Source organism: Azonexus hydrophilus, from assembly GCF_905120355.1.
Taxonomy (GTDB): Bacteria; Pseudomonadota; Gammaproteobacteria; order Burkholderiales; family Rhodocyclaceae; genus Azonexus.
This window is the reverse complement of the sequence record NZ_CAJHOB010000002.1, coordinates 153832-175270: the sequence shown is the minus strand read 5'-3', so window position 1 is coordinate 175270 and position 21439 is coordinate 153832. Positions and strand designations below refer to the sequence as shown.

14 protein-coding genes are annotated in these 21439 nt (G+C 61.4%); 6 read left to right on the top strand and 8 right to left on the bottom strand.

Annotated features, from left to right (window positions below):
• Positions 1-193: 193 nt before the first annotated feature.
• On the bottom strand, positions 194-3457 hold the full coding sequence (gene icmF, locus JYJ39_RS02215) for a fused isobutyryl-CoA mutase/GTPase IcmF (protein WP_205201718.1): 3264 nt from the start codon (positions 3455-3457) through the stop codon (positions 194-196).
• Positions 3458-3598: 141 nt separating this feature from the next.
• Between icmF and JYJ39_RS02210 the strand changes: the two genes are divergently transcribed.
• From JYJ39_RS02210 to JYJ39_RS02195, 4 genes are all read left to right on the top strand, one after another.
• Entirely contained in the window at positions 3599-4666 is a 1068-nt protein-coding gene (locus tag JYJ39_RS02210) for an AraC family transcriptional regulator (RefSeq protein WP_240189506.1), read from the top strand.
• Positions 4663-5211, top strand: a complete 549-nt coding sequence (locus JYJ39_RS02205) for a DUF1439 domain-containing protein (protein ID WP_205201716.1) — start codon at positions 4663-4665, stop codon at positions 5209-5211. Before JYJ39_RS02210 ends, JYJ39_RS02205 begins: the two co-directional genes overlap by 4 nt.
• A 92-nt stretch (positions 5212-5303) precedes the next feature.
• A complete protein-coding gene (locus JYJ39_RS02200) occupies positions 5304-6143 on the top strand; it encodes a phosphate/phosphite/phosphonate ABC transporter substrate-binding protein (RefSeq protein ID WP_205201714.1) in 840 nt (279 codons plus the stop codon).
• Positions 6143-8536, top strand: a complete 2394-nt coding sequence (locus tag JYJ39_RS02195) for an ATP-binding protein (RefSeq protein ID WP_205201712.1) — start codon at positions 6143-6145, stop codon at positions 8534-8536. The genes JYJ39_RS02200 and JYJ39_RS02195 overlap by 1 nt, the downstream gene beginning before the upstream one ends.
• On the opposite strand, the gene gpmI is transcribed toward JYJ39_RS02195, so the two are convergent.
• The 5 genes from gpmI to JYJ39_RS02170 form a co-directional block, all read right to left on the bottom strand.
• Positions 8526-10172, bottom strand: coding sequence for a 2,3-bisphosphoglycerate-independent phosphoglycerate mutase (gene gpmI / locus JYJ39_RS02190; RefSeq protein ID WP_205201710.1), 1647 nt, complete (start codon positions 10170-10172; stop codon positions 8526-8528). The two genes, JYJ39_RS02195 and gpmI, sit on opposite strands and share 11 nt — an antisense overlap.
• Positions 10173-10253: 81 nt before the next feature.
• Positions 10254-10922: a GGDEF domain-containing protein gene (locus JYJ39_RS02185; protein WP_205201708.1), complete on the bottom strand. Its 669-nt coding sequence runs from the start codon at positions 10920-10922 to the stop codon at positions 10254-10256.
• Entirely contained in the window at positions 10814-11347 is a 534-nt protein-coding gene (locus tag JYJ39_RS02180) for a hypothetical protein (RefSeq protein WP_205201707.1), read from the bottom strand. The genes JYJ39_RS02185 and JYJ39_RS02180 overlap by 109 nt, the downstream gene beginning before the upstream one ends.
• A 319-nt stretch (positions 11348-11666) precedes the next feature.
• On the bottom strand, positions 11667-13301 hold the full coding sequence (locus JYJ39_RS02175; RefSeq protein WP_240189505.1) for an electron transfer flavoprotein-ubiquinone oxidoreductase: 1635 nt from the start codon (positions 13299-13301) through the stop codon (positions 11667-11669).
• Positions 13302-13312: 11 nt separating this feature from the next.
• Complete coding sequence (locus JYJ39_RS02170) at positions 13313-15091, bottom strand: acyl-CoA dehydrogenase C-terminal domain-containing protein (RefSeq protein WP_205201705.1); 1779 nt, start codon at positions 15089-15091, stop codon at positions 13313-13315.
• 328 nt (positions 15092-15419) lie between these two features.
• Here JYJ39_RS02170 and dnaE point away from each other — a divergent pair, with 328 nt between their 5' ends.
• Positions 15420-18866 carry a DNA polymerase III subunit alpha gene (gene dnaE / locus JYJ39_RS02165; RefSeq protein ID WP_205201703.1) on the top strand — a complete coding sequence of 1149 codons (3447 nt, stop codon included), beginning with the start codon at positions 15420-15422 and terminating at the stop codon, positions 18864-18866.
• Between the two features lie 44 nt (positions 18867-18910).
• On the opposite strand, the gene JYJ39_RS02160 is transcribed toward dnaE, so the two are convergent.
• Positions 18911-19477 (bottom strand): excisionase family DNA-binding protein, encoded by a 567-nt coding sequence (locus JYJ39_RS02160; RefSeq protein WP_205201701.1) that lies wholly within the window; start codon positions 19475-19477, stop codon positions 18911-18913.
• 107 nt (positions 19478-19584) lie between these two features.
• Here JYJ39_RS02160 and JYJ39_RS02155 point away from each other — a divergent pair, with 107 nt between their 5' ends.
• The gene (locus tag JYJ39_RS02155) at positions 19585-19770 is read left to right on the top strand and encodes a hypothetical protein (protein WP_205201699.1); all 186 of its coding nucleotides are present in this window, start codon (positions 19585-19587) and stop codon (positions 19768-19770) included.
• Here JYJ39_RS02155 and JYJ39_RS02150 read toward each other — a convergent pair.
• The gene (locus JYJ39_RS02150; protein WP_205201697.1) at positions 19758-21437 is read right to left on the bottom strand and encodes a SulP family inorganic anion transporter; all 1680 of its coding nucleotides are present in this window, start codon (positions 21435-21437) and stop codon (positions 19758-19760) included. The two genes, JYJ39_RS02155 and JYJ39_RS02150, sit on opposite strands and share 13 nt — an antisense overlap.
• Between the last annotated feature and the right edge of the window lie 2 nt (positions 21438-21439).

Here is a 21439-nt window from a genome sequence, read left to right as displayed (position 1 = left end):
AGTCTAGAAAGAGCGCCGCGCCCTCACTTTGATCCGCCTTAAGTTTATGAGTTATCGGGATTTTCCCGGACGCCGCCAGCGGTGCCCTGAAAACAGAAAACCTGATGCCCGAAAAAAAGCGGTGAGGCAGTGCGCCTCGCCGCTTTTCAACTCCGGCAGCGGATGCCGCCGGAGTGCCGTTCTCCTTTTTTTATTACATGCTGCGCCGGTACTGGCCGCCGACTTCGTACAACGCCGAGCTGATCTGGCCGAGCGAGCAACACTTGACCGCATCGACCAGCACGGCGAAGACGTTGCCGTCCTCGATCACCGTCTGCTTGAGCTTCTCCAGCATGGCCGGCGCCTTGTCGGCATTGCGGGCATGGAAGTCGCGCAGGCGCTGAATCTGCGACTGCTTTTCCTCGTCGGTCGAGCGCGCCAGTTCGATTTCCTGCTGCGCCATGCCCTTCGGATTGAGGAAGGTATTGACGCCGATGATCGGGTAAGAGCCGTCGTGCTTCTTGTGCTCGTAATACATCGACTCTTCCTGGATCTTGCCGCGCTGGTAGCCGGTTTCCATGGCGCCGAGCACGCCGCCGCGGCTGGCGATGGCTTCGAATTCCTTCAACACGGCTTCTTCGACCAGGTCGGTCAGTTCGTCGATGACGAAGGCGCCCTGGTTCGGGTTCTCGTTCTTGGCGACGCCCCACTCGCGGTTGATGATCAGCTGGATGGCCATGGCGCGGCGCACGCTTTCCTCGGTCGGCGTCGTGATCGCCTCGTCGTAGGCGTTGGTGTGCAGGCTGTTGCAGTTGTCGTAGATGGCGATCAGCGCCTGCAGCGTGGTGCGGATGTCGTTGAAGTCCATTTCCTGCGCGTGCAGCGAGCGCCCCGAGGTCTGGATGTGGTACTTCAGCTTCTGGCTGCGTTCGTTGGCGCCGTACTTGTTCTTCATTGCCACCGCCCAGATGCGGCGGGCGACACGGCCGATCACCGAGTATTCCGGGTCCATGCCGTTGGAGAAGAAGAAGCTCAGGTTGGGCGCGAAATCGTCGATGTGCATGCCGCGCGCCAGATACGACTCGACGTAGGTGAAGCCGTTGGACAGCGTGAAGGCGAGCTGGCTGATCGGGTTGGCGCCGGCTTCGGCGATGTGATAGCCGGAGATCGACACCGAATAGAAGTTCTGCACTTGGTTGTGCACAAAGAATTCCTGGATGTCGCCCATCATCTTCAGCGCGAATTCGGTCGAGAAGATGCAGGTGTTCTGACCCTGGTCTTCCTTCAGGATGTCGGCCTGGACGGTGCCGCGCACGGTCTTGAGCACCCACTCGCGGATCTTCTCGGCTTCGTCCTCGGTCGGCTGGCGGCCGTTTTCCTGCTCGAACTTGGCCATCTGCTGGTCGATGGCGGTATTGAAGAAGCAGGCCAGGATGATCGGGGCCGGGCCGTTGATCGTCATCGACACCGAGGTCGTCGGGCAGACCAGGTCGAAACCGTCGTAGAGCACCTTCATGTCGTCGAGTGTGGCAATCGACACACCGGAGTTGCCGATCTTGCCGTAGATGTCCGGACGCTCGTCGGGGTCGCAGCCGTACAGCGTCACCGAGTCGAAGGCGGTCGACAGCCGGTGCGCCGGCATGCCTTCGGACACTTTCTTGAAACGGCGGTTGGTGCGGAAGGCGTCGCCTTCGCCGGCGAACATCCGGGTCGGATCCTCGCCCTCGCGCTTGAAGGCAAAGACGCCGGCGGTGTAGGGGAAGGAGCCGGGGACGTTTTCCTTCATCAGGAAGCGCAGGATCTCGCCGTCGTCGGTGTACTTGGGCAGGATCACCTTGCGGATCTTGGTGCCGGACAGCGACTGGCTGGTCAGCTGGGTGCGGATTTCCTTGTCGCGGATCTTCACCACATATTCGTCACCGGAATAGGCCTCGACGGTCTGCGGCCACATGTCGAGCAGCTTCTTCGCCTTCGGGTCCTGCTGGCTGTCCTTGAACGCCTGCAGTTCGTCAAAATCGGCCACATTCTTGTCGCAACCGGCGAAGACGTTCTTGGCGATGCGCAACGACTGGCGCTCGCGGGCGACCGCCACCTGTTCATCCACATGCTTGTGATAGCCGCGCACTGCGTCGGCGATCTCAGCCAGGTAGCGGACACGGGCGGTCGGCACGATGGCCCGGCTGGCCGAGGATTGCTTGACGCTGACCAACGGCAATGTCCCCGCTTTCAGCTGCAAGCCCTTGGCACTCACGGCCGGGACCAGTGCCTGATAAAGCGCGGTGACACCATCGTCGTTGAAACGGGCGGCCATGGTGCCAAACACCGGCATGTCTTCGGTCGGCGTATTGAAGGCTTCGCGGTTGCGCTGGTACTGCTTGCGCACGTCGCGCAGCGCATCCTCGGCGCCCTTGCGGTCGAACTTGTTGATGGCGACGAAGTCGGCGAAGTCGAGCATGTCGATCTTCTCCAGCTGCGAAGCGGCGCCGAACTCCGGCGTCATCACGTACAGCGAGAGGTCAACAAAGGGCACGATGGCGGCATTACCCTGGCCAATGCCGGAAGTCTCGACGACGACCAGATCGAAACCGGCCAGCTTGCAGGCGGCAATAACCTCGGGCAGCGCCACGGAAATTTCACTACCGGTATCGCGGGTGGCCAGCGAGCGCATGAAGATGCTCGGATGTTCGATGGCGTTCATGCGGATGCGGTCGCCGAGCAGCGCGCCACCGGTGCGCTTGCGCGACGGGTCGATGGAGACGATGCCGATATTCACGCTGTCGCCCTGATCGAGGCGGAAGCGGCGGACGAGCTCGTCGGTCAGCGACGACTTGCCGGCGCCGCCGGTGCCGGTGATGCCAAGCACCGGCGTGCTCAATTCGGCGGCGGCTTTGAGCAGCGGCTCCTTCAATTGCGGCGCCGAACCGTTTTCGAGCAGCGTGATCACTCGCGCCAGCAGGCGGCGGTCACCGGCGCGCAGGCCGGCCAGTACTTGTTCGGCACTCGGCACGCCCTGCTCGGCAACGTCATAGTCGGATTGTTCGACGACTTCGTTGATCATCCCCTGCAGGCCCATGTGCACGCCGTCTTCCGGCGCGTAGATACGGGTCACACCGTAGGCGTGCAGTTCCTTGATCTCGGACGGCACGATGACGCCACCACCACCGCCGAAGACCTTGATGTGCTCACCACCGTTGGCCTTGAGCAAGTCAATCATGTACTTGAAGAACTCGACGTGGCCGCCCTGGTAACTGGTGATGCAGATGCCCTGCGCGTCTTCCTGCAGCGCCGCGTTGACGATTTCCTGTACCGAGCGGTTGTGGCCGAGGTGGATCACTTCCGAACCGGTCGCCTGCAGGATGCGGCGCATGATGTTGATCGAGGCGTCGTGGCCGTCGAACAGCGAGGCGGCAGTGACGAAACGCACCTTGTTTTTCGGCTTGTAGGGGGAAAGCTTCTTGGCAACGGACAAATCAGTCATGGCACACAGTCTCCAGTGAGTGGTCGATGCGGCATCTTAGGTCGCTTTCACCACTGCGCCATTGCCCACTTTGACGATAATCATGCAAATTCGGCCATAATCACACGCGTTATTCAGTTTCCTCACGCCAGGACAAATTTGATGCAGCGCAACATTCCACTTTCCGAAAACCCACGCCAAACCACTGTTGCAATTGAATTTGTTCGCGGCATGCTGGCCGGACTTGATCGGCGCAGTATCGACACAAAAGATTTCCTGCGTCAGGTCGGCCTCGATCTTGCAGATGACGCCAGCCGAATTCCCGTGGATCGCTATGCCGCATTGTATAACCTGCTGAACCGGACATTCGACGACGAGGCTTTCTGTCTGTTTGCCCAGCCGATGCGTGTCGGCAGTTTCGAATTCCTCTGCCGCGGCAGCCTCTCCGCCCCCACTCTAGGCGAGGCGCTGGCACGCATGGGCCGTTTCCTGCGCCTGATCCTGCCCGACCTGAAGGTCAGCATCCGCCGCCAGCATGGCCAGGCCGAGCTGGTCATCGCCGAAACCCGCCGCCTGGCGGCCACCCCCGACGATCCCGGGCGGATTTTTGCCTTCGAATGGCTGCTGCGCCTGCTGCACGGCCTGTCCTGCTGGCTGGTCGCGCGTGGCCTGGCGCTCGACAGCGTGCTCTTCCCCTATCGGCGGCCGAAGCATTCGGCGGATTACGACCTGATTTTTACCGAAGATTCCCGCTTTGCCCCGACTGTCCCCGGCGGCACCGGCACCCTGGTCGCCAGTTTCAATGCCAATCTGCTGGAACTGCCGGTGCGCCGCGACGAAACCGACCTGGAAAGCTTTCTTGACGGTGCGCCGGGCAAGATCACCTCGCTCTATCGTCGCGACCGCGCCATGGTCACGCGCATCCGCGACCTCCTGCGCGAAAGCCTGCCCGTTTCCCTGAGTCTGGAAGAAATCGCCGACCGCCTCTACCTTTCCCCGCGCACCATCCACCGCCGCCTGGAAGAAGAAGGCGCCAGCTTCCGCACCATCAAGGACGCCCTGCGCCGCGACCTGGCGCTGGCCCGGCTGACCAAGACCCAGCGCAGCATCGCCCAGATTGCCAGCGAACTCGGCTACGCCGACACATCCGCCTTTTACCGCGCCGTGGTCGACTGGACAGGCATCTCACCCGTACAGTACCGCAAGCGTTTACAGAGCGAGAAACCATGAACATCCCTCAGTTCCTTTGCTGCCTGGCACTCCTGCTCGGCTGCAGTGCACCTACCCTGGCTTTTCTCGAACAGGAAATCAGTTTTTCCGAAGCAGACATCCAGAATGAACTGGCCAAGCGCGGCCCGCTGGAAAAACGTTACGGCGATCTGTTCATCGCCAGCATGCCAGAAGCCCCCCGCATCCAGCTGGGCGAACCAGCGGAGCGCCTGACCATCCATGCCCGCGTCCTGCTCAGCCTGGCAGGAGCCCCCGCCGTACCGGTCGATCTACGCGGCACGGCGGGATTACGCTACGACGATCAGGAAAAAGCCTTCTACCTTGACCAGCCCGCAGCAGAAAGTGTGCATGCCCCCGGACTCGATCCGCAATGGCGCGGCTTGATCGAACACTCGCTGAGCCGCATGCTGAAAAGTTACTTCCGCAAAACCCCGGCCTACCGCCTGCGCCCCGACGCCAGCCCACAGGAAAGCACCGCCCGCTGGCTGCTGCGCTCAGTGCGCATCGCGCCCGGGCGGGTCATCGCCGTGCTGGCCCCGTTCTGATCCTGCCGCGCAAGCAAAGCCGACAGCGCTTCTTGCCCAGAACTCCTGCCGTCTGTCACAATGACGTCTGCTTCCGCCATTCGGAGTAACCCATGACCGCTTTTCTGTCGCGAATATGCTGCCTGCTCTTCATCGCCTGTCTGAGCAGCAGCCCAGCCCAAACCGAGGAAGCGCCACTCAAACTCGGGGTCATGCCATTCAACAGCCCGCAGGCGCTGGTCCGCAGCCTGCAGCCCCTTACCACCCATCTTGAACAGCAGCTGGGGCGCAAGGTCATCATCTACACCGCCCCCAACTACAGCGTTCATATCCAGCAGCTGCTCGCCGGCGAATTCGACCTGGCCATCACCGGACCGCACTTCGCCGCCCTGGCAGAAGAGCGGAGCATGCATATTCTCTACCGCTACGCCGCAAAACTCGAAACCCTGCTGGTGCTGCCGGCGGGCAGCCCACCGCCGCAACCGGCACAATTACGCGGCAAGACCATCGCCACATCCAGCCGTTTTGCCATCATCACCCTCGGCAGCCTGGAATGGCTGGAAAAGAACGGGCTCGAATTCAACAAGGATTACACACTGCAGGAATACCCTTCGCATGGCGCTGCCATCGCCGCCGTGGCCAACGGCATGGCCGACGCCGCCTTCGTGGCCCGCTCCGCCCTGCAACAAAATCCGGACGAAGTGAAACGCGCCGTCAGCGTACAGGAAACCGGCATTTTCCTGCCGCAGGTCTGCACCCTGCTCAACCGCCGCCTCGATATCGCCATGATGGAGCGCATCACCCGGGCATTTGCCTCCTTTCCTGACACCGTCAGCGGCAAGGAATTTTTTCAGCGCACCGGCTATGCCGGCTACACCCCCCTTTCCACCGCTGACCGGGCACAGCTGCGTAGCTACATCAGCCTGACCAAACGCCTGCTGGAGCTGCCTTGATGCCACTCCCGGGATTTTTCCGCAGCCTGCGTTTCCGCCTGCTCTTTGCCAGCCTGCTGATTCAACTCGTCTTCATCTCCCTGATCATCGGCAACAGCCTGCGCCTGGTCGACGCGCACCTGCACCAGCATGTCGACGAACACATCCAGAGCGCCCAGTCGCTGTATAAGACCGCGCTGGCTGCGCCACTGGCAAACCGGGATTACGCCACCGCGCACGAAATTCTCGCCAGCTTGCAGCGTGACAGCGAGCTCGATTACCTGATGCTCGTCACCCCGGACGGACAGCGCCTGGCCGGCACCGCCTGGAAAACAGAACAGCCCTTGCCACAAGCCGGCCGCGACCCGGTCAACCCGGAACTCATGCACGTGATCCTGCCCATCGAACTCTACGGGCAGCACTACGCTGATCTGCACTACGGCATTTCCCTGCGCTTCATCGCCCAAACCCGGCACGACCTGATCGTGCAAAGTGCCGTGATCAGTTTTGGCGGCATCCTCCTGAGCCTGCTGGCGCTCGGCTTGTCGGGTTACTGGCTGACCCGCCACCTGGGCACCCTGGCAGCAACCAGCCAGCGCATCGCTGCCGGCGATTACCAGTTGCCGCTACCACAGCACGGCCCCAGCGAAATCGTGACCTTGAGCCACAATTTCATGCAGATGAGTCAGGCCATCGCGCAACGCATTACCGACGCCGAGAACGCCACCGCCGCACTGCGCGACAGCAACAAGCTCCTGACCGGTTTCATCGACGCCCTGCCCGACATTGTCGTGCTCAAGGACAGCAGCGGCCGCTGGTTGCAGATCAATGCCGCCGCCGAAAAAAATCTGGGCCTGGAAAACTTTCCCTGGTTGGGCAAAACCCACTCGGAAATGGCTGAGCTGCGCCCTGTCTTCCGTGAATTCCACCTGAACGGCGCCCGCTCCGACGAGTACGCCTGGCAGCACCCGGGTGTGCAGATCACCACCGAATACGTCAATCAGAACGGTGCGCCGGCGCGCATCATCGAAACACGGGAAATCGCCCTCCGCACTCAGGAAGGGCTGCCTATCGCGCTCGCCACCATCGCCCGCGACATCACCGAAACCCGCCGCATCGAAACGGAACTGGAACACTACCGCAAACATCTGGAAGAACTGGTGGCCGAACGGACCAACGAGCTGATGCTGGCCAAGCTGGCCGCCGAGCAAGCCAGCTCGGCGAAAAGCCAGTTCCTGGCCAACATCAGTCACGAAATCCGTACGCCACTCAATGCCATCACCGGCATGGCCCACCTGATCCGTCGCGGCGGCCTGAGCGAACTGCAGGAAAAGCGCCTGGATACGCTGGAGCAGGCCAGTCATCATCTCCTGGAAATCATCAATGCCGTGCTCGATCTGGCCAAGATCGACGCCGGAAAATTCACCCTGAAGGAAGCGCCACTCGACCTCGACGCCCTGCTCGACACCGCCCTGGCGATGGTTCAGGGGCGAGCCCGGGACAAACAGCTCGAACTAGGCAGCCAGCGCCACTGGCCCACACTACCACTGCTCGGCGATCCGACCTGCCTGCAGCAAGCGCTGCTCAACTACCTCAGCAACGCCGTCAAGTTCACTGCCCGTGGCAGTATTCAAGTGATCGTCGAAACGCTGGCCTCGGATGCCACATCGGTCCTGCTCCGCTTCGCCGTACAGGACACCGGCCCCGGCATCGCCCCGGACGTCCTGCCACGCCTGTTCGAACCCTTCGAGCAGGGAGACAACTCAAGCACCCGGCAATATGGCGGCACCGGTCTGGGACTGTCGATCACCCGCCGTCTGGCGGAATTGATGGGGGGCTGCGCAGGGGTGGATAGCACGCTGGGGCAGGGCAGCACATTCTGGTTTACCGCTCGCCTGCGTCGGAGCGAAACGCAACAGGATGCCGCACCGCTGTTGACCCCGTCGGATAGTGCCGGCCCAGTTTCACCCACTGCCGCCAGACAATCGGACACCACCGCCCAGCCTTACCCGCACCGCATCCTGCTGGCCGAGGATGAGCCGATCAACCGGGAAATCACGCAGATGCTGCTCGACGAGATCGGCCTCCTGGTCGATTGCGCCGTCGATGGCCAGGAAGCCGTCGAACTGGTGACCCGGCAACAGGCGGCAGAGCAGCCTTACGCCCTGATCCTGATGGACATGCAGATGCCCAACATGGGCGGCCTGGAAGCCACCCGCCGCATCCGCGCCCTGCCCGATCTGCAGTCACTGCCGATCATCGCCATGACCGCCAATGCCTTTGCCGAAGACCGCGAACAGTGCTTTGCCGCCGGCATGGACGATTTCATCACCAAACCGGTCAAACCGGAAATTCTGTTCGCCACCGTGCACCGCTGGTTGCCGGGCAGCGAGCAACGGCCGGTTACGCGCTAAGTACGGTCAGCAGGCTTTCTTCCCATGCCGGGTGTTTCTCGTAACCGAGCAGATGCGCCACGGTGGCAGCGATGTTGGCCAAACCGGCCGCTGCTGCCTGCTGCAAGCCCAAACGACCGCCCGTGGCCGCATCGAACAGGATCAAGGGCACCGGATTCAGAGTGTGCGCAGTTTTCGCCTTGAACGAACCGTCCTTGTGCTGCGCCGGCTGGCCGGTTTTCTTGTCCATTTCGTACATCTCGTCGGCATTGCCGTGGTCGGCCGTGATCAGCGCCACCCCACCGGCTGCCGCCACCGCTTTCAACAACCGCCCCAGCGCCAGATCGACCGCTTCCACCGCCATAGTGGCCGCGCGGAAATTGCCGGTATGGCCGACCATGTCACCATTGGCATAGTTACAGCGCAGGAAGCGGTATTGCCCGGAACGAATCGCCGCGATCATCGCATCGGTGATCTCCGCGGCCTTCATCCATGGCCGCTCTTCGAAGGGCACCACGTCACTCGGCACTTCCTGCCAGGTTTCGCCGGCAAATTTGCCCGAGCGGTTGCCATTCCAGAAATAGGTGACATGCCCGAATTTCTGCGTTTCGGAACAGGCAAACTGGCTGATGCCAGCCTTGCTGAACCACTCACCGGAAGTATCGGTAATCGCCGGTGGCGGCACCAGGAAGCGCTTGGGCAGCTGCAGATCGCCATCGTATTGCAGCATGCCGGCGTAGGTGATCTGCGGCACACGCACGCGATCGAATTCAGTGAACTCGGTGTCGACAAAGGCGCGGCTGATTTCGATGGCGCGGTCGCCGCGGAAGTTGAAGAACACCACCGCATCGCCATCCTCAATGGTGCCGATGGGCTGGCCTTGTTCAGCAATGACGAACTCCGGCAGATCCTGGTCAATCGTACCGGGATGCTGTGCGCGCAAGCCATTGACCGCCGCTGCGGCGGTGGCGAATTGCTGCCCCTCGCCCAGCACATGGGTCCGCCAGCCACGCTCGACCATGGGCCAATTGGCATCGTAACGGTCCATGGTGATGTACTGGCGACCACCGCCGGAAGCAATGCGGGCATCGAAACTGGCGTCATTGAGCCCCGCCAGGAATTCCTCGAAGGGCAGCACGTAATCCAGGGCACTGGTTTCCGGCACATCGCGCCCGTCGAGCAGGGCATGGATGCGTACCGTCCGGATGCCTTCGGTCTTGGCCCGCGCGACCATGGCCTTGAGATGGTCGATGTGGCTGTGCACGTTGCCATCGGAAAACAAACCGATGAAATGCACCACGCCGCGCCCGGCCTTGGCGCCGGCGATGATTTCCTGCCACGCCTGCCCCGTCCAGATACTCCCGGCGGCAATCGCATTGGCCACCAGCGCCGCGCCCTGCGCGTACACCTGTCCGGCCCCCAGCGCGTTGTGCCCCACCTCGGAGTTCCCCATGTCGTCATCGGACGGCATGCCAACCGCCGTCCCATGCGCCCGCAAGCGGATGTGCGGTGCACTGGCGAACAGCGCATCCAGGTGGGGCTTGCGGGCGGCGGCAATGGCGCTGGCGGCCTCATTTTTCGGCAACCCGTAACCGTCCATGACGATCAGAACGACGGGACCGGCAATACCGGGGAAGGTGGATGATTTTTTCAACATGGCGATACTGTAAAAAAAGGCCAGCAGCAGGCTGGCCTGAATAATGAACGGGGGAAATTTTACGCGATTTGCAGCCGCCGATCAGAACAGTTCGGCATCACCGTAGGAGGGGCTGGGGAAAATTCCACTACGCACCAGTTCTTCGAAATCGTAGACACGGTTGCGGCCGTCCTTCTTGGCCTGGTACAAGCTGCGGTCAGCGCGCCCCAGCACTTCTACCGGCAGCACATCGGGATCAATTTCAGCATAACCGATGCTGATCGTGATCTTGCCCACACGCGGAAAACTGTGCGCCTCGATCGCCAGACGGACCCGCTCGAAAATGTTGCGGGCAATGGCTTCATTGCCGGCCGTGACAATCGCCACAAACTCTTCGCCGCCGTAGCGGTAGAGCAGATCGGAAGTGCGGAAGGTATTCTGCATCAGGCGCGCCACCAGCAGCAGCGCTTCGTCACCGATCATGTGACCGTGCGTGTCGTTGATCATCTTGAAGTGGTCGATGTCGATCACCGCCAGCCAGAACGTATCGGCCTGAGCGCTGCGGCGGCCGTCACTACGTTCCTGATAGGCATCGGGACGCGCCATCGCGGTCCAGATGCGCTCGAAATTATTTTCCAGTGCCTGCCGATTAAGCAGCCCGGTCAACCTGTCGCGCTGGCTGATATCGAGCAGGGCATAGTAGTTGGAAAACACCTCCAGGACGCCACGAATGGTTGCATCTTCGCTGGGCGAGGCTTCGTGGCCGCGCATGAAGACAAGTAACCGCAGACTTCGTTGTTGCCGAACAGCGGATACGCCATCAGCAGTTCGCCCTTGTGCGTCCGCGTGCAGGGTTTGCCAAGCAGGCGAACATTTTCCGTCAGCGCGATCACCTCAGCCGGCACATCGGAAATCTGGCTCAATTCCTCAATCCGCTCCGTCATGCGGACCACGCCGTCGGCATCGACTACCTTGGAGCGGTGGTAGTGCAGCACCCGCGCCAGCTGGTGGCGCTCATTGAGTCGATAGAGCGAGGTGTCGAGCACACCGAGCAGGGGACCCAGCGTGCGCAGCAAGCTCTGCTCGACCAGCTCCGTATCACGAATCGCAGTCAGCATGCCCAACTTGCCCAACAGCCCAGGCGAACGCGCCACCGTAGGCGGCGAAGACAGCATGTGCAGACGACGATTGAGCATGAAGTAGCTCCGGGCGTATGTGAAGGTGGAAATAATACCTGCATTCCCGATGTCACACTGTTAACCTTGCCTGCGACTTCTGCCCCCTGCAAAACAGGACGTACTCTTCATTACGGCCTCGGGAGCTGCAGAAAAAATTTACATAATGAAGAGAATGCAACCCATCCACCCTGCAGCGTATTCAGGAGCGTAAATCCCCCAATCCCCTCACCTGCCTGGGCCAAAAAAAGGGGCCACCGCAGTGGCCCCGAAGGGAAAGAGACTCAAGTCGTTTGCTGTTCTCCCTGGTCTCTCACGCAGAGTCAGTTGTCACACTGCCTTACATATTTGGGTAATTCGGCCCACCGCCACCTTCGGGCACCGTCCACACGATATTCTGGGTCGGATCCTTGATGTCGCAGGTCTTGCAGTGCAGGCAGTTCTGGCCATTGATCTGCAAACGAGGATTTCCCTCTTCCTCGCCCAGGATTTCATAGACGCCCGCCGGGCAATACCGCGTTTCCGGGGCGCCATATTTCGCGTAATTGACGCTGATCGGCACCGTCTCGTCCTTCAGGCGCAGATGGCAGGGCTGATGTTCTTCGTGGTTGGTGGCCGAGAGGAAGACCGAGGACAGACGATCAAAGGTCAACACCCCATCCGGCTTGGGATAAGCGATCTTGGGATAGGCGGCCTTGTCGCCGATCTGTGTATGGTCATCGTGCTGCGCCATGGTCCACGGCGCCTTGCCACGGAACAGGAAGGTATCGATGGCGCCGTAGGCAAGCCCGCCGAGCAGACCCCATTTGAACGCCGGACGGATATTGCGCACGCGGTACAGTTCATCGTGCAGCCAGCTTTGCTTGAGTGCGGCGGGATAGGCCACCGCTTCCCTTGAACTTTCGTCCGCCAATGCCGCCAGCACACCATCGGCCGCAAGAATGGCCGACTGCATGGCCATGTGCGTGCCCTTGATTTTCGGCACATTGAGGAAACCAGCGGTATCGCCGATCAACAGGCCACCGGGGAAAGTCAGCTTGGGCAAGGACTGATAACCGCCTTCCGACAGCGCACGAGCGCCATAGGAAATGCGCCGGCCACCTTCGAAGAAGCCACGGATCGACGGATGCGTCTTGTAACGCTGGAACTCCTCGAACGGCGACAACCACGGATTTTTATAATCCAGGCCGATGACAAAACCCACTGCCACCAGGTTGTTTTCCAGATGGTAAAGGAAGGAGCCGCCGTAGGTGTCCGTCGTCAACGGCCAGCCGACGGTATGCACGATCAGACCCGGTTGATGCTTGGCCGGGTCGATTTCCCACAACTCCTTGATGCCGATACCGTAGGTCTGCGGATCGGCGCCATCGCGCAGGTTGAAGCGTTCGAACAGTTCTCGCGTCAGCGAGCCACGGCACCCTTCTGCAAAAATGGTTTGGCGCGCATGCAGTTCCATCCCCGGCTGGAAATTCGGGCCCGGCTGGCCGTCCTTACCCAGACCAAGATCGCCGGTGGCAACGCCCTTGACTGAGCCATCTTCGTGATAAAGCACTTCGGCGGCGGCAAAACCGGGGTAGATTTCGACCCCCAGCGCTTCTGCCTGCTCGCCCAGCCAGCGGCAAAAGTTGCCCAGACTGACGATGTAGTTGCCGTGATTGGACATCTGCGGCGGCGTCGGCAGCTTGCTGGCCCCACCTTCAGACAACCACAGGAAGCGGTCTTCAGCCGCCGGCGTGTGCAGCGGCGCACCGCGTTCCTGCCAGTCGGGAAACAGTTCGGCCAGCGCACGTGTCTCGATCACCGCCCCCGAAAGGATGTGCGCACCGATCTCCGAGCCCTTTTCGAGCAGGCATACCGACACCTCCTGCCCCACCTTTTCTGCCTGCTGCTTGACCCGGATCGCAGCGGACAGCCCCGCAGGGCCGCCGCCGACGATCACGACGTCGTATTCCATTGCATCGCGATCGGTACGCATGATGGTTCCTCTCAGAACAGGTTTTCCGGCAAAGCGAAGACGGACGCACCGCCACCGGTCACTTCTGCCGCATAGGCTGCAGCGAACGGCAGCTGATGCGTGGCGAAGTATTCGGCGGTGGCAATCTTGGCCGTGTAGTACGGATCGGCATCGCCAGCAGCAAGACGCTGGGCAGCGATGGCAGCCGATTTAGCCAGCAGCCAGCCGCCCGTCACCGTGCCCGTCAACCACAGGAAGGGCACCGAGCCGGCATGCACGGTCGGCGCGTTGTCGACATAGTTGGCGATGATCCAGTCCGTCGCATTCTCAAGCGCCGCAGCGCCTGCCTTCAGCTGTGCAGCGATGTTGGCCAGACCGGGCTGCCCGGCAAGTTCAGCCGCGGTGGCGTTGATTTCGGCCAGCATGGCCTTCATCGCGGCACCCGGCACTTTTTCCCGCGCCAGTTTGCGACCGACCAGGTCATTCGCCTGGATGGCGGTCGTACCTTCGTAGATGGTGGTGATGCGCGAATCGCGGTAGTACTGGGCGGCGCCAGTTTCTTCGACAAAGCCGACACCACCGAAGACCTGCAGTGCCGTGGAGCTGAGTTCAACCCCTTGTTCAGTGCTCCAGCCCTTGACCACGGGCGTCAGCAAATCGATCCGGGCCTGGGCCGCGGCATCGCCAGCATGCGCCCGGTCGATCTGGGCCGCAGCGTAGTAAGCCACAGCGCGCATGGCTTCGGTCCGGGCCTTGCATTCCATCAGCAGACGGCGAACGTCCGGATGGTGCAGGATGGGCTTCTTCTCGCCCGACTTGTCACCGATGATGGCGCCCTGAATGCGTTCCTTGGCGTACCACAGCGCGTGCTGGTAGGCACGCTCGGCAATGCCGACGCCCTCCAGGCCGACGTTGACGCGGGCGTGGTTCATCATCGTGAACATGTAGCCGACGCCCTTGTTCTCTTCACCGATCAGATAGCCGATCGCACCTTCCTTGTCGCCGTAGGACATGACGGCAGTCGGGCTGCCATGAATGCCCAGCTTGTGTTCGAGCGAGGAACAGATCAGGTCGTTGCGGGCACCCGGCGAACCATCGTCGTTGACCAGGAATTTCGGCACCAGGAACAGCGAGATGCCCTTCAGTCCGGGCGGCGCGTCCGGCAGGCGGGCCAGAACCAGATGGACGATGTTTTCGGCAACGTCATTCTCACCCCAGGTGATGAAGATCTTGGTGCCGGTAATACGGAACGTGCCATCGGCGGCGCGCGCGGCCTTGGTGCTGATCGCAGCCAGGTCGGAGCCGGCGTTCGGCTCGGTCAGGTTCATGGTGCCGGTCCAGATGCCTTCGACCATCTTCGGCAGATATTTCTGCTTCAGCTCGTCGGAGGCATGGTGGGCAATCGCTTCGATGGCACCGCCGGTCAGCATCGGGCACAGGGCGAAGGCCATGTTGGCCGACTTCCACATTTCATTGACCGCCATGGTCACCGCTGCCGGCAGACCCTGACCACCGTATTCCGGCGAGAACGGCATGGCATTCCAGCCGGTTTCGCAGAACAGCTTGTAGGCCTCCTTGAAGCCGGGCGAGGTGGTGACCACGCCATCCTTGACCACCGCACCCTGCTGATCGCCATTGCGGTTGATCGGATCGAGCACACCAGTCGCAAACTTGGAGGCTTCTTCGAGGATGGATTCGACCAGTTCGACCGAACATTCCTCGTTACCCGGCAAAGCGCAGATCTCGTCCAGACCGGCGATTTCCTTGAGAACAAATTGCATATCACGCAACGGGGCGGTGTAAGTACTCATGCACAGCTTCCTTTCAGACTAGGCGACACCCGGATCCGGGTACCGGAAACCCCACCGGAGTGGAGCAGGTTCATTATTTTTGGCTGAAAAGGATGACCCCGCGGGTCTGCGGAATCGTCTCCTCTCGACTTGCCGGAGTGCTGTTCTCCTTTATGGCAAGTTTTCTTTTGTTTTATCGGGGCGAAGCATCGCAAAACACTCTTGCGCAAGTATTGGTGCAATGTAACAGAAGATTGCGCAACAAACGCCTCCGCCACGGCCTACCGGCGCACTGACAATCGCCCCGTCTGCGACCGCCAAACCTTTGGCCCGGGGTAAAATCGCCGCCATGAATTCTTCCCGCTACGTTCACCTCCGCCTGCATTCGGAATACTCGATCACCGATGGCATTGTCCGCATCGCCGACGCCGTCAAAGCCGCCAGCGCCGACGCCATGCCGGCCCTGGCCCTGACCGATCTGGGCAACTTGTTCGGTCTGATCAAGTTCTACAGCAGCGCGCGCGGTAAGGGACTGAAACCGATTGCGGGCGCAGACGTGTGGATGAGCGGCGGTGAAGCCGGCGAGCCCGCCAGCCGCTTGCTGCTGCTGGTACGCAATCGACAAGGTTATCGCCAGCTATGCGAACTGCTCACCCGCGCCTATGTTGCCGACGGCCGGCGCGACCGGGCCGAGATTCGCCGCGAATGGCTGTTGCAGATCGGCTGTGATGGTCTGATCGCACTCTCCGGCGGCCACCAGGGCGACGTCGGCGAAGCCTTGCTGAATGGCAATTTCGCACTGGCAACCGAGCGGGCGCTGGCCTGGGCTGATTTTTTCCCCGCGGCCTTCTACCTGGAAGTACAGCGCTACGGCCAGCCGCAACAGGAATACCTGGTCAATCAGACGGCCGATCTCGCCGGTGAAACCGGGCTGCCGTTGGTCGCCACACATCCGGTCCAATTCATGCGCCGCGACGACTTCCAGGCACACGAGGCACGCGTCTGCATTGCCGAAGGCTACGTTCTGGGCGATACCCGCCGGCCCAAACCCTATACCGCCGAACAGTATTTCAAGAGCCAAGGCGAAATGCTCGCGTTGTTTGCCGATCTGCCTGAAGCGATCGAAAACACCCTCGAAATAGCCAAACGCTGCAACATCGAACTGACGCTGGGGAAGAATTTCCTGCCCGATTTCCCCATTCCCGCGGGCATGACCATTGATGAGTTTCTCGTCGAGGAATCGAAAAAAGGCCTCGAGGTCCGCCTCGCCGAACTCTACCCGGACCCCGAGGTACGCCAGCAGCGCCGCCCCGAATACGACCAACGCCTGACCTTCGAGTGCAACACCATCATCCAGATGGGGTTTCCCGGCTACTTCCTGATCGTTGCCGACTTCATCAACTGGGCCAAGGAAAATGACGTACCGGTCGGCCCCGGCCGGGGTTCCGGCGCCGGCTCGCTGGTCGCCTACAGTCTGCGCATCACCGATCTCGACCCACTGGCCTACGCCCTGCTGTTCGAGCGCTTCCTCAATCCGGAACGGGTATCGATGCCCGACTTCGATATCGATTTCTGTCAGGACAACCGCTGGCGAGTGATCGAATACGTCCGTGAACGTTACGGCCCGCAGGCGGTATCGCAAATCGCCACTTTCGGCACCATGTCTTCGAAGGCGGTAATTCGTGACGTCGGCCGGGTATTCGGCCTGCCCTATTCGATGTGCGACCGGATTTCCAAACTCATCCCGATCGTGCAGAACAAGCCGGTCTCGCTGGCCGAAGCGCTGGAACAGGAGCCTGCCCTGCAGGACATGATGGCCGACAGCCAGGACGGTGAAACCATCCGCGAACTGTTCGATCTGGCCGGACGCCTCGAGGATCTGACCCGCAACGTCGGCATGCACGCCGGTGGCGTACTGATCGCGCCGGGACGCATCACCGATTTCTGCCCGATCTATCAGGCCACCGGCAGCGATGCCTCACCCGTCTCCCAGTTCGACAAGGACGATGTGGAAAAAGCCGGTCTGGTGAAATTCGACTTCCTCGGCCTGCGCAACCTCACCATCATCGAACTGGCGCTGAAGTATGTCGAACGCCTGACGGGCGAACGCATCGATCTGATGAGCCTGGGTTTTAGCGATCCCGGCGCCTACCAGATCCTCAAGGACGCCAACACCACGGCCATCTTCCAGGTGGAATCGGAGGGCATGAAGAAGCTGCTGAAGAAGCTTGCGCCCGACCGCTTCGAAGACATCATCGCCGTGCTCGCGCTGTATCGCCCCGGACCGCTCGGCTCCGGCATGGTGGATGACTTCATCCTGCGCAAGAAGGGCCAGCAGGCCATCGACTATTTCCACCCGGACCTGAAAGCCTGCCTCGAACCGACCTACGGCGTCATCGTGTACCAGGAACAGGTGATGCAGATCTCGCAGATCATCGGCGGTTACACGCTCGGTGGTGCCGACATGCTGCGTCGGGCGATGGGCAAGAAGAAGCCGGAGGAGATGGCCAAGCACCGTGAAACCATCGCCGCCGGCGCCCGGGAGCGCAGCTACGATCCGGCGCTGGCCGAGCAGTTGTTCGACCTGATGACCAAGTTCGCGGAATACGGCTTCAACAAGTCGCACACCGCCGCCTACGCCGTCGTCACCTATCACACCGCCTGGCTCAAGCGCTACCACTGCGCGGCATTCATGGCCGCCACCCTGTCGTCCGACATGGACAACACCGACACGGTGAAGATCTTCTACGAAGACACCATCGCCAACAAGATCAAGGTGCTTGGCCCGGACGTCAATGCCTCGGCCTACCGCTTCGAGCCCGTCGATCGTGACACCATCCGTTATGGCCTAGGCGCGGTCAAGGGCACCGGCGAACAAGCGGTGCATGTCATTCTCACGGCCCGCAACAACGGCGGTCCGTTCAAGGATCTGTTCGATTTCTGCCAGCGCTGCGACAAGCGCATGGTCAACCGGCGCACCATCGAAGCGCTGATCCGCGCCGGCGCCTTCGACAGCCTGGACAGCAACCGCCATAAACTGCTGGCTTCGGTCGGCATCGCCATGGAGTTTGCCGAGCAGAGCGAGAAAAACGCCATGCAGAGCAGTCTGTTCGACCTCGGGGACGTCGCCGAAGAACACGCGCCGCAATACATCGACATGCCGCCCTGGGACGAGCGCAGCCAGCTGATGGAAGAAAAGACCGCGCTCGGTTTCTTCTTTTCGGGGCATCCCTACGATAGCTACAAACCCGAACTGGGCCGCTTCATCCGCCGCTCGCTGAGCCAGCTGCAGCCTGCCAAGGAGTTCCAGACCCTGGCCGGCATCGTGGTCGGCGTGCGTACCCAGATGACCCGACGCGGCAAGATGCTGTTCGTCCAACTCGACGACGGTACCGCCATGGTGGAAGTGTCGGTCTTCAACGAACTGTTCGAAGCCGAGCGGCGCAAGATCCTGACCGACGCCATCCTGGTCGTCGAAGGCAAGGTCAGTTACGACGATTTTTCCGGGGGCAACCGGGTCGTTGCCGAGCGCCTGATGACCCTGGGCGAGGCCCGCGCCCGTTTCGCCAAGCACCTGCGCCTGCAGCTCACGCCAGCGACGGCAGACGCTCAGCGCCTGCGCACCCTGCTACAACCGTTCACCCCCGGCAATGCGCCGGTGCGGCTGCGTTACCGCCAGGCCAGCGCCGAATGCGAACTGTTGCTGGGCAACGCCTGGCAGGTCAATCTTGATGACGAGCTGCTGGAGGCGCTGAACCTGTGGCTTAACAAGGAAAACGTGGCTGTGGTCTACTGAGCCGCGCCTTGCAGGTCGTCGCCACCCAGCCGGCACCACCCGTCTCAAAGTCGCCGGAATGCGGCCAGACGACCGAGGATGAAGCCCTTGAGTTCGTGAAAGGGAATCGGTTTGCCAAAGCGGGTAATGGTTTCCGGCAGTTTGCTCGGAGCGTTCGCATCGACACCGATGACGATGACGTCCATCCCCGGCGGCGGGGCGCAATGCAGCAACTGGCTGAGCATGCTCTCCCCATCCATACCCGGCAATTGCGCATTGCAGATGAGCACATCCGGCGCCCGCTGCCCGATCTGCAGCAAGCCAACCACGCCGTTTTCAGCAAAATGCAGGTGCACGGGCAGCTTCCAGGCCTTGATGGTGCGCTCGTAAGTGGCTCGCAATTCGGCGTCTGGTTCGATGATGAACAGATCGAGCTGATCGCTTTCCGGAGTACCCTGGCGGAAACGCTTGGCCAGCAGATTGTCAATTGCGGACAGTGGAATCCGGCGGTGCCCCCCGGCGGTTTTCCAGGCTTCCAGGGCCCCTGCTTCCACCATGTTCTGCACTGTTCCCAGAGAAACGCCCAGGCGCTGTGCCGCCTGCCGGGTGCTGAGAAAATCTTTGCGTACCATGCTGTGCCCAATGTAGAAAAACTGCTAAATTCTACCCGAGCCTACCTGCAATTTGGTAAGCCTAGTGTAAGCATTCTGTTAATTTTTATATTTTGCCGTGCAGAGTCATGGACACCCCTCGCTGCCGCGATTGCCGGCATTACTACATCACCTTTGTCCCAAACATGCCCTATGGCTGCCGTAGCCTCGGCTTCCAGAGTGCTCAGGAGCCGGCGCGCGTGGTATTCGCCTCGTCCGGCCAGCCCTGCCTGTATTTCGCACCAATCGAAAACCGCCGTACTCACCGCGGCTGAGCCGTCGCCTCCAGTGCCCGGCGGGCATGCGCCAGGGCATCCTCAAGATCGATGAACACACTGCTCTTGCCCAGCAGATCGACAAAACCCGCGCGGGTCATGAGTGATAGCGGCTGGCTGTTCAAACCGCAAAGCAGCAGCGAACAATGGCGTTTAGCCAGTTGCTCGTGCAGGTTTTCCAGCCCTTCGAGACCGGTCGTATCCAGCTGGATCAGGCGCTGCATGTCGAGCACGACGATCTCCGGGTGTCCACTGCGGCTATCAAGCAATTCTTCCAGCTTGTTCACCGCACCGAAAAACAGCGCTCCATACACCTGCCAGGCCGCCACACGCGGGCTACCGTCGGCATGGCAGAGCTGCGGCCCGAGTTGCTCGCTGGAAAGTACGCGACGCTCGATGCGGGTCAGATCCGACATGCGGTAAATGAAGAAGATGCAGGCCAGCACCATGCCGAGTTCCACGGCAACCGTCAGATCGAACAGCACGGTCATAAAAAAGGTGACCAGCAGGATGATCCGGTAATTCCAGGAAAACCGGGTGAGCTCGCGGAATTCATGCCACTCGCCCATGTTGATCGCCACCACCATGACGATGGCCGACAAGGTGGCCAGCGGCACATAAGACGCCAGCGGCGCCGCCACGAGCACGATGGCCAGCAGCGTCAGGGCATGGACGATGCCGGCTATCGGCGTCCGTCCGCCGGCGCGGGCATTGGTCGAAGTCCGGGCGATCGCCCCAGTGGCGGCAAACCCGCCGAACAGGGGCGCGGCAATATTGGCGATCCCCTGCGCCATGAGCTCCTGGTTGGGATCATGCCGGTCATCGATCTGACCATCGGCCACGCGCGCCGACAACAGCGACTCGATGGCGCCAAGCAGGGCGATGGTCAGCGCCGGCGAAATCAGCTTGCCGAGATCGTGAATCGACACCGCCGGCATGCCGAACGCCGGCAACTCCTGCGGGATGCCACCAAAACGGCTGCCGATGGTATCGACCGGCAGCTCGAACAGCCAGGCCACCAGCGTCCCGACCACCAGCACCGCCAGCGGCCCCGGCGCCCGGCGCAGCAGGGCAAAACGCTGCGCCAGCCGGTTGTAGGACAGAAGGAAGATCAGGCAGACCAGCGACAGCCCGACCGTCGGCAGGTCCGCCGTATGGGCGTGCGCCGCCAGCACCTTGATGCGTTCGAAAAATTCTGCTGGCACCTGATCGATCTGCAGACCAAAGAAATCCTTGATCTGGGCCAGGAAGATCACCACCGCAATGCCATTGGTGAAGCCAATCACCACCGTCACCGGAATGAAGCGGATCAGCTGCCCCAGCCGGGCCAGCCCCATCGCCAGCAGCAGCACCCCGGCCAGCAGGGTGGCGCCAAGCAGATTGACAAAGCCGTGGGCGACGACAATGCCGTAAATGATCGGAATGAACGCCCCTGTCGGCCCGCCAACCTGAACCCGCGAACCTCCGAGCAGCGAAATCAAAAAACCGGCAACGATGCCGGTCCAGATCCCTGCTGCAGGAGACACACCGCTGGCAATGGCAAACGCCATCGCCAGCGGCAGGGCAAGCACCCCCACGGTGATGCCTGCCCCAATATCCTTACCTGCCTGCGCACGGGAATAATCATGCAGACAATCCAGTAGTTTCGGGCGGAAGGATATTTTCATTG

What these genes read in the sequence shown, in the direction of transcription:
- icmF (WP_205201718.1), bottom strand. Translation starts at nt 3,457, where the DNA reads ATGACTGATTTGTCCGTTGCCAAGAAGCTTTCCCCCTACAAGCCGAAA.
- JYJ39_RS02210 (WP_240189506.1), top strand. Translation starts at nt 3,599, where the DNA reads ATGCAGCGCAACATTCCACTTTCCGAAAACCCACGCCAAACCACTGTT.
- JYJ39_RS02205 (WP_205201716.1), top strand. Translation starts at nt 4,663, where the DNA reads ATGAACATCCCTCAGTTCCTTTGCTGCCTGGCACTCCTGCTCGGCTGC.
- JYJ39_RS02200 (WP_205201714.1), top strand. Translation starts at nt 5,304, where the DNA reads ATGACCGCTTTTCTGTCGCGAATATGCTGCCTGCTCTTCATCGCCTGT.
- JYJ39_RS02195 (WP_205201712.1), top strand. Translation starts at nt 6,143, where the DNA reads ATGCCACTCCCGGGATTTTTCCGCAGCCTGCGTTTCCGCCTGCTCTTT.
- gpmI (WP_205201710.1), bottom strand. Translation starts at nt 10,172, where the DNA reads ATGTTGAAAAAATCATCCACCTTCCCCGGTATTGCCGGTCCCGTCGTT.
- JYJ39_RS02185 (WP_205201708.1), bottom strand. Translation starts at nt 10,922, where the DNA reads ATGCGCGGCCACGAAGCCTCGCCCAGCGAAGATGCAACCATTCGTGGC.
- JYJ39_RS02180 (WP_205201707.1), bottom strand. Translation starts at nt 11,347, where the DNA reads ATGCTCAATCGTCGTCTGCACATGCTGTCTTCGCCGCCTACGGTGGCG.
- JYJ39_RS02175 (WP_240189505.1), bottom strand. Translation starts at nt 13,301, where the DNA reads ATGCGTACCGATCGCGATGCAATGGAATACGACGTCGTGATCGTCGGC.
- JYJ39_RS02170 (WP_205201705.1), bottom strand. Translation starts at nt 15,091, where the DNA reads ATGAGTACTTACACCGCCCCGTTGCGTGATATGCAATTTGTTCTCAAG.
- dnaE (WP_205201703.1), top strand. Translation starts at nt 15,420, where the DNA reads ATGAATTCTTCCCGCTACGTTCACCTCCGCCTGCATTCGGAATACTCG.
- JYJ39_RS02160 (WP_205201701.1), bottom strand. Translation starts at nt 19,477, where the DNA reads ATGGTACGCAAAGATTTTCTCAGCACCCGGCAGGCGGCACAGCGCCTG.
- JYJ39_RS02155 (WP_205201699.1), top strand. Translation starts at nt 19,585, where the DNA reads ATGGACACCCCTCGCTGCCGCGATTGCCGGCATTACTACATCACCTTT.
- JYJ39_RS02150 (WP_205201697.1), bottom strand. Translation starts at nt 21,437, where the DNA reads ATGAAAATATCCTTCCGCCCGAAACTACTGGATTGTCTGCATGATTAT.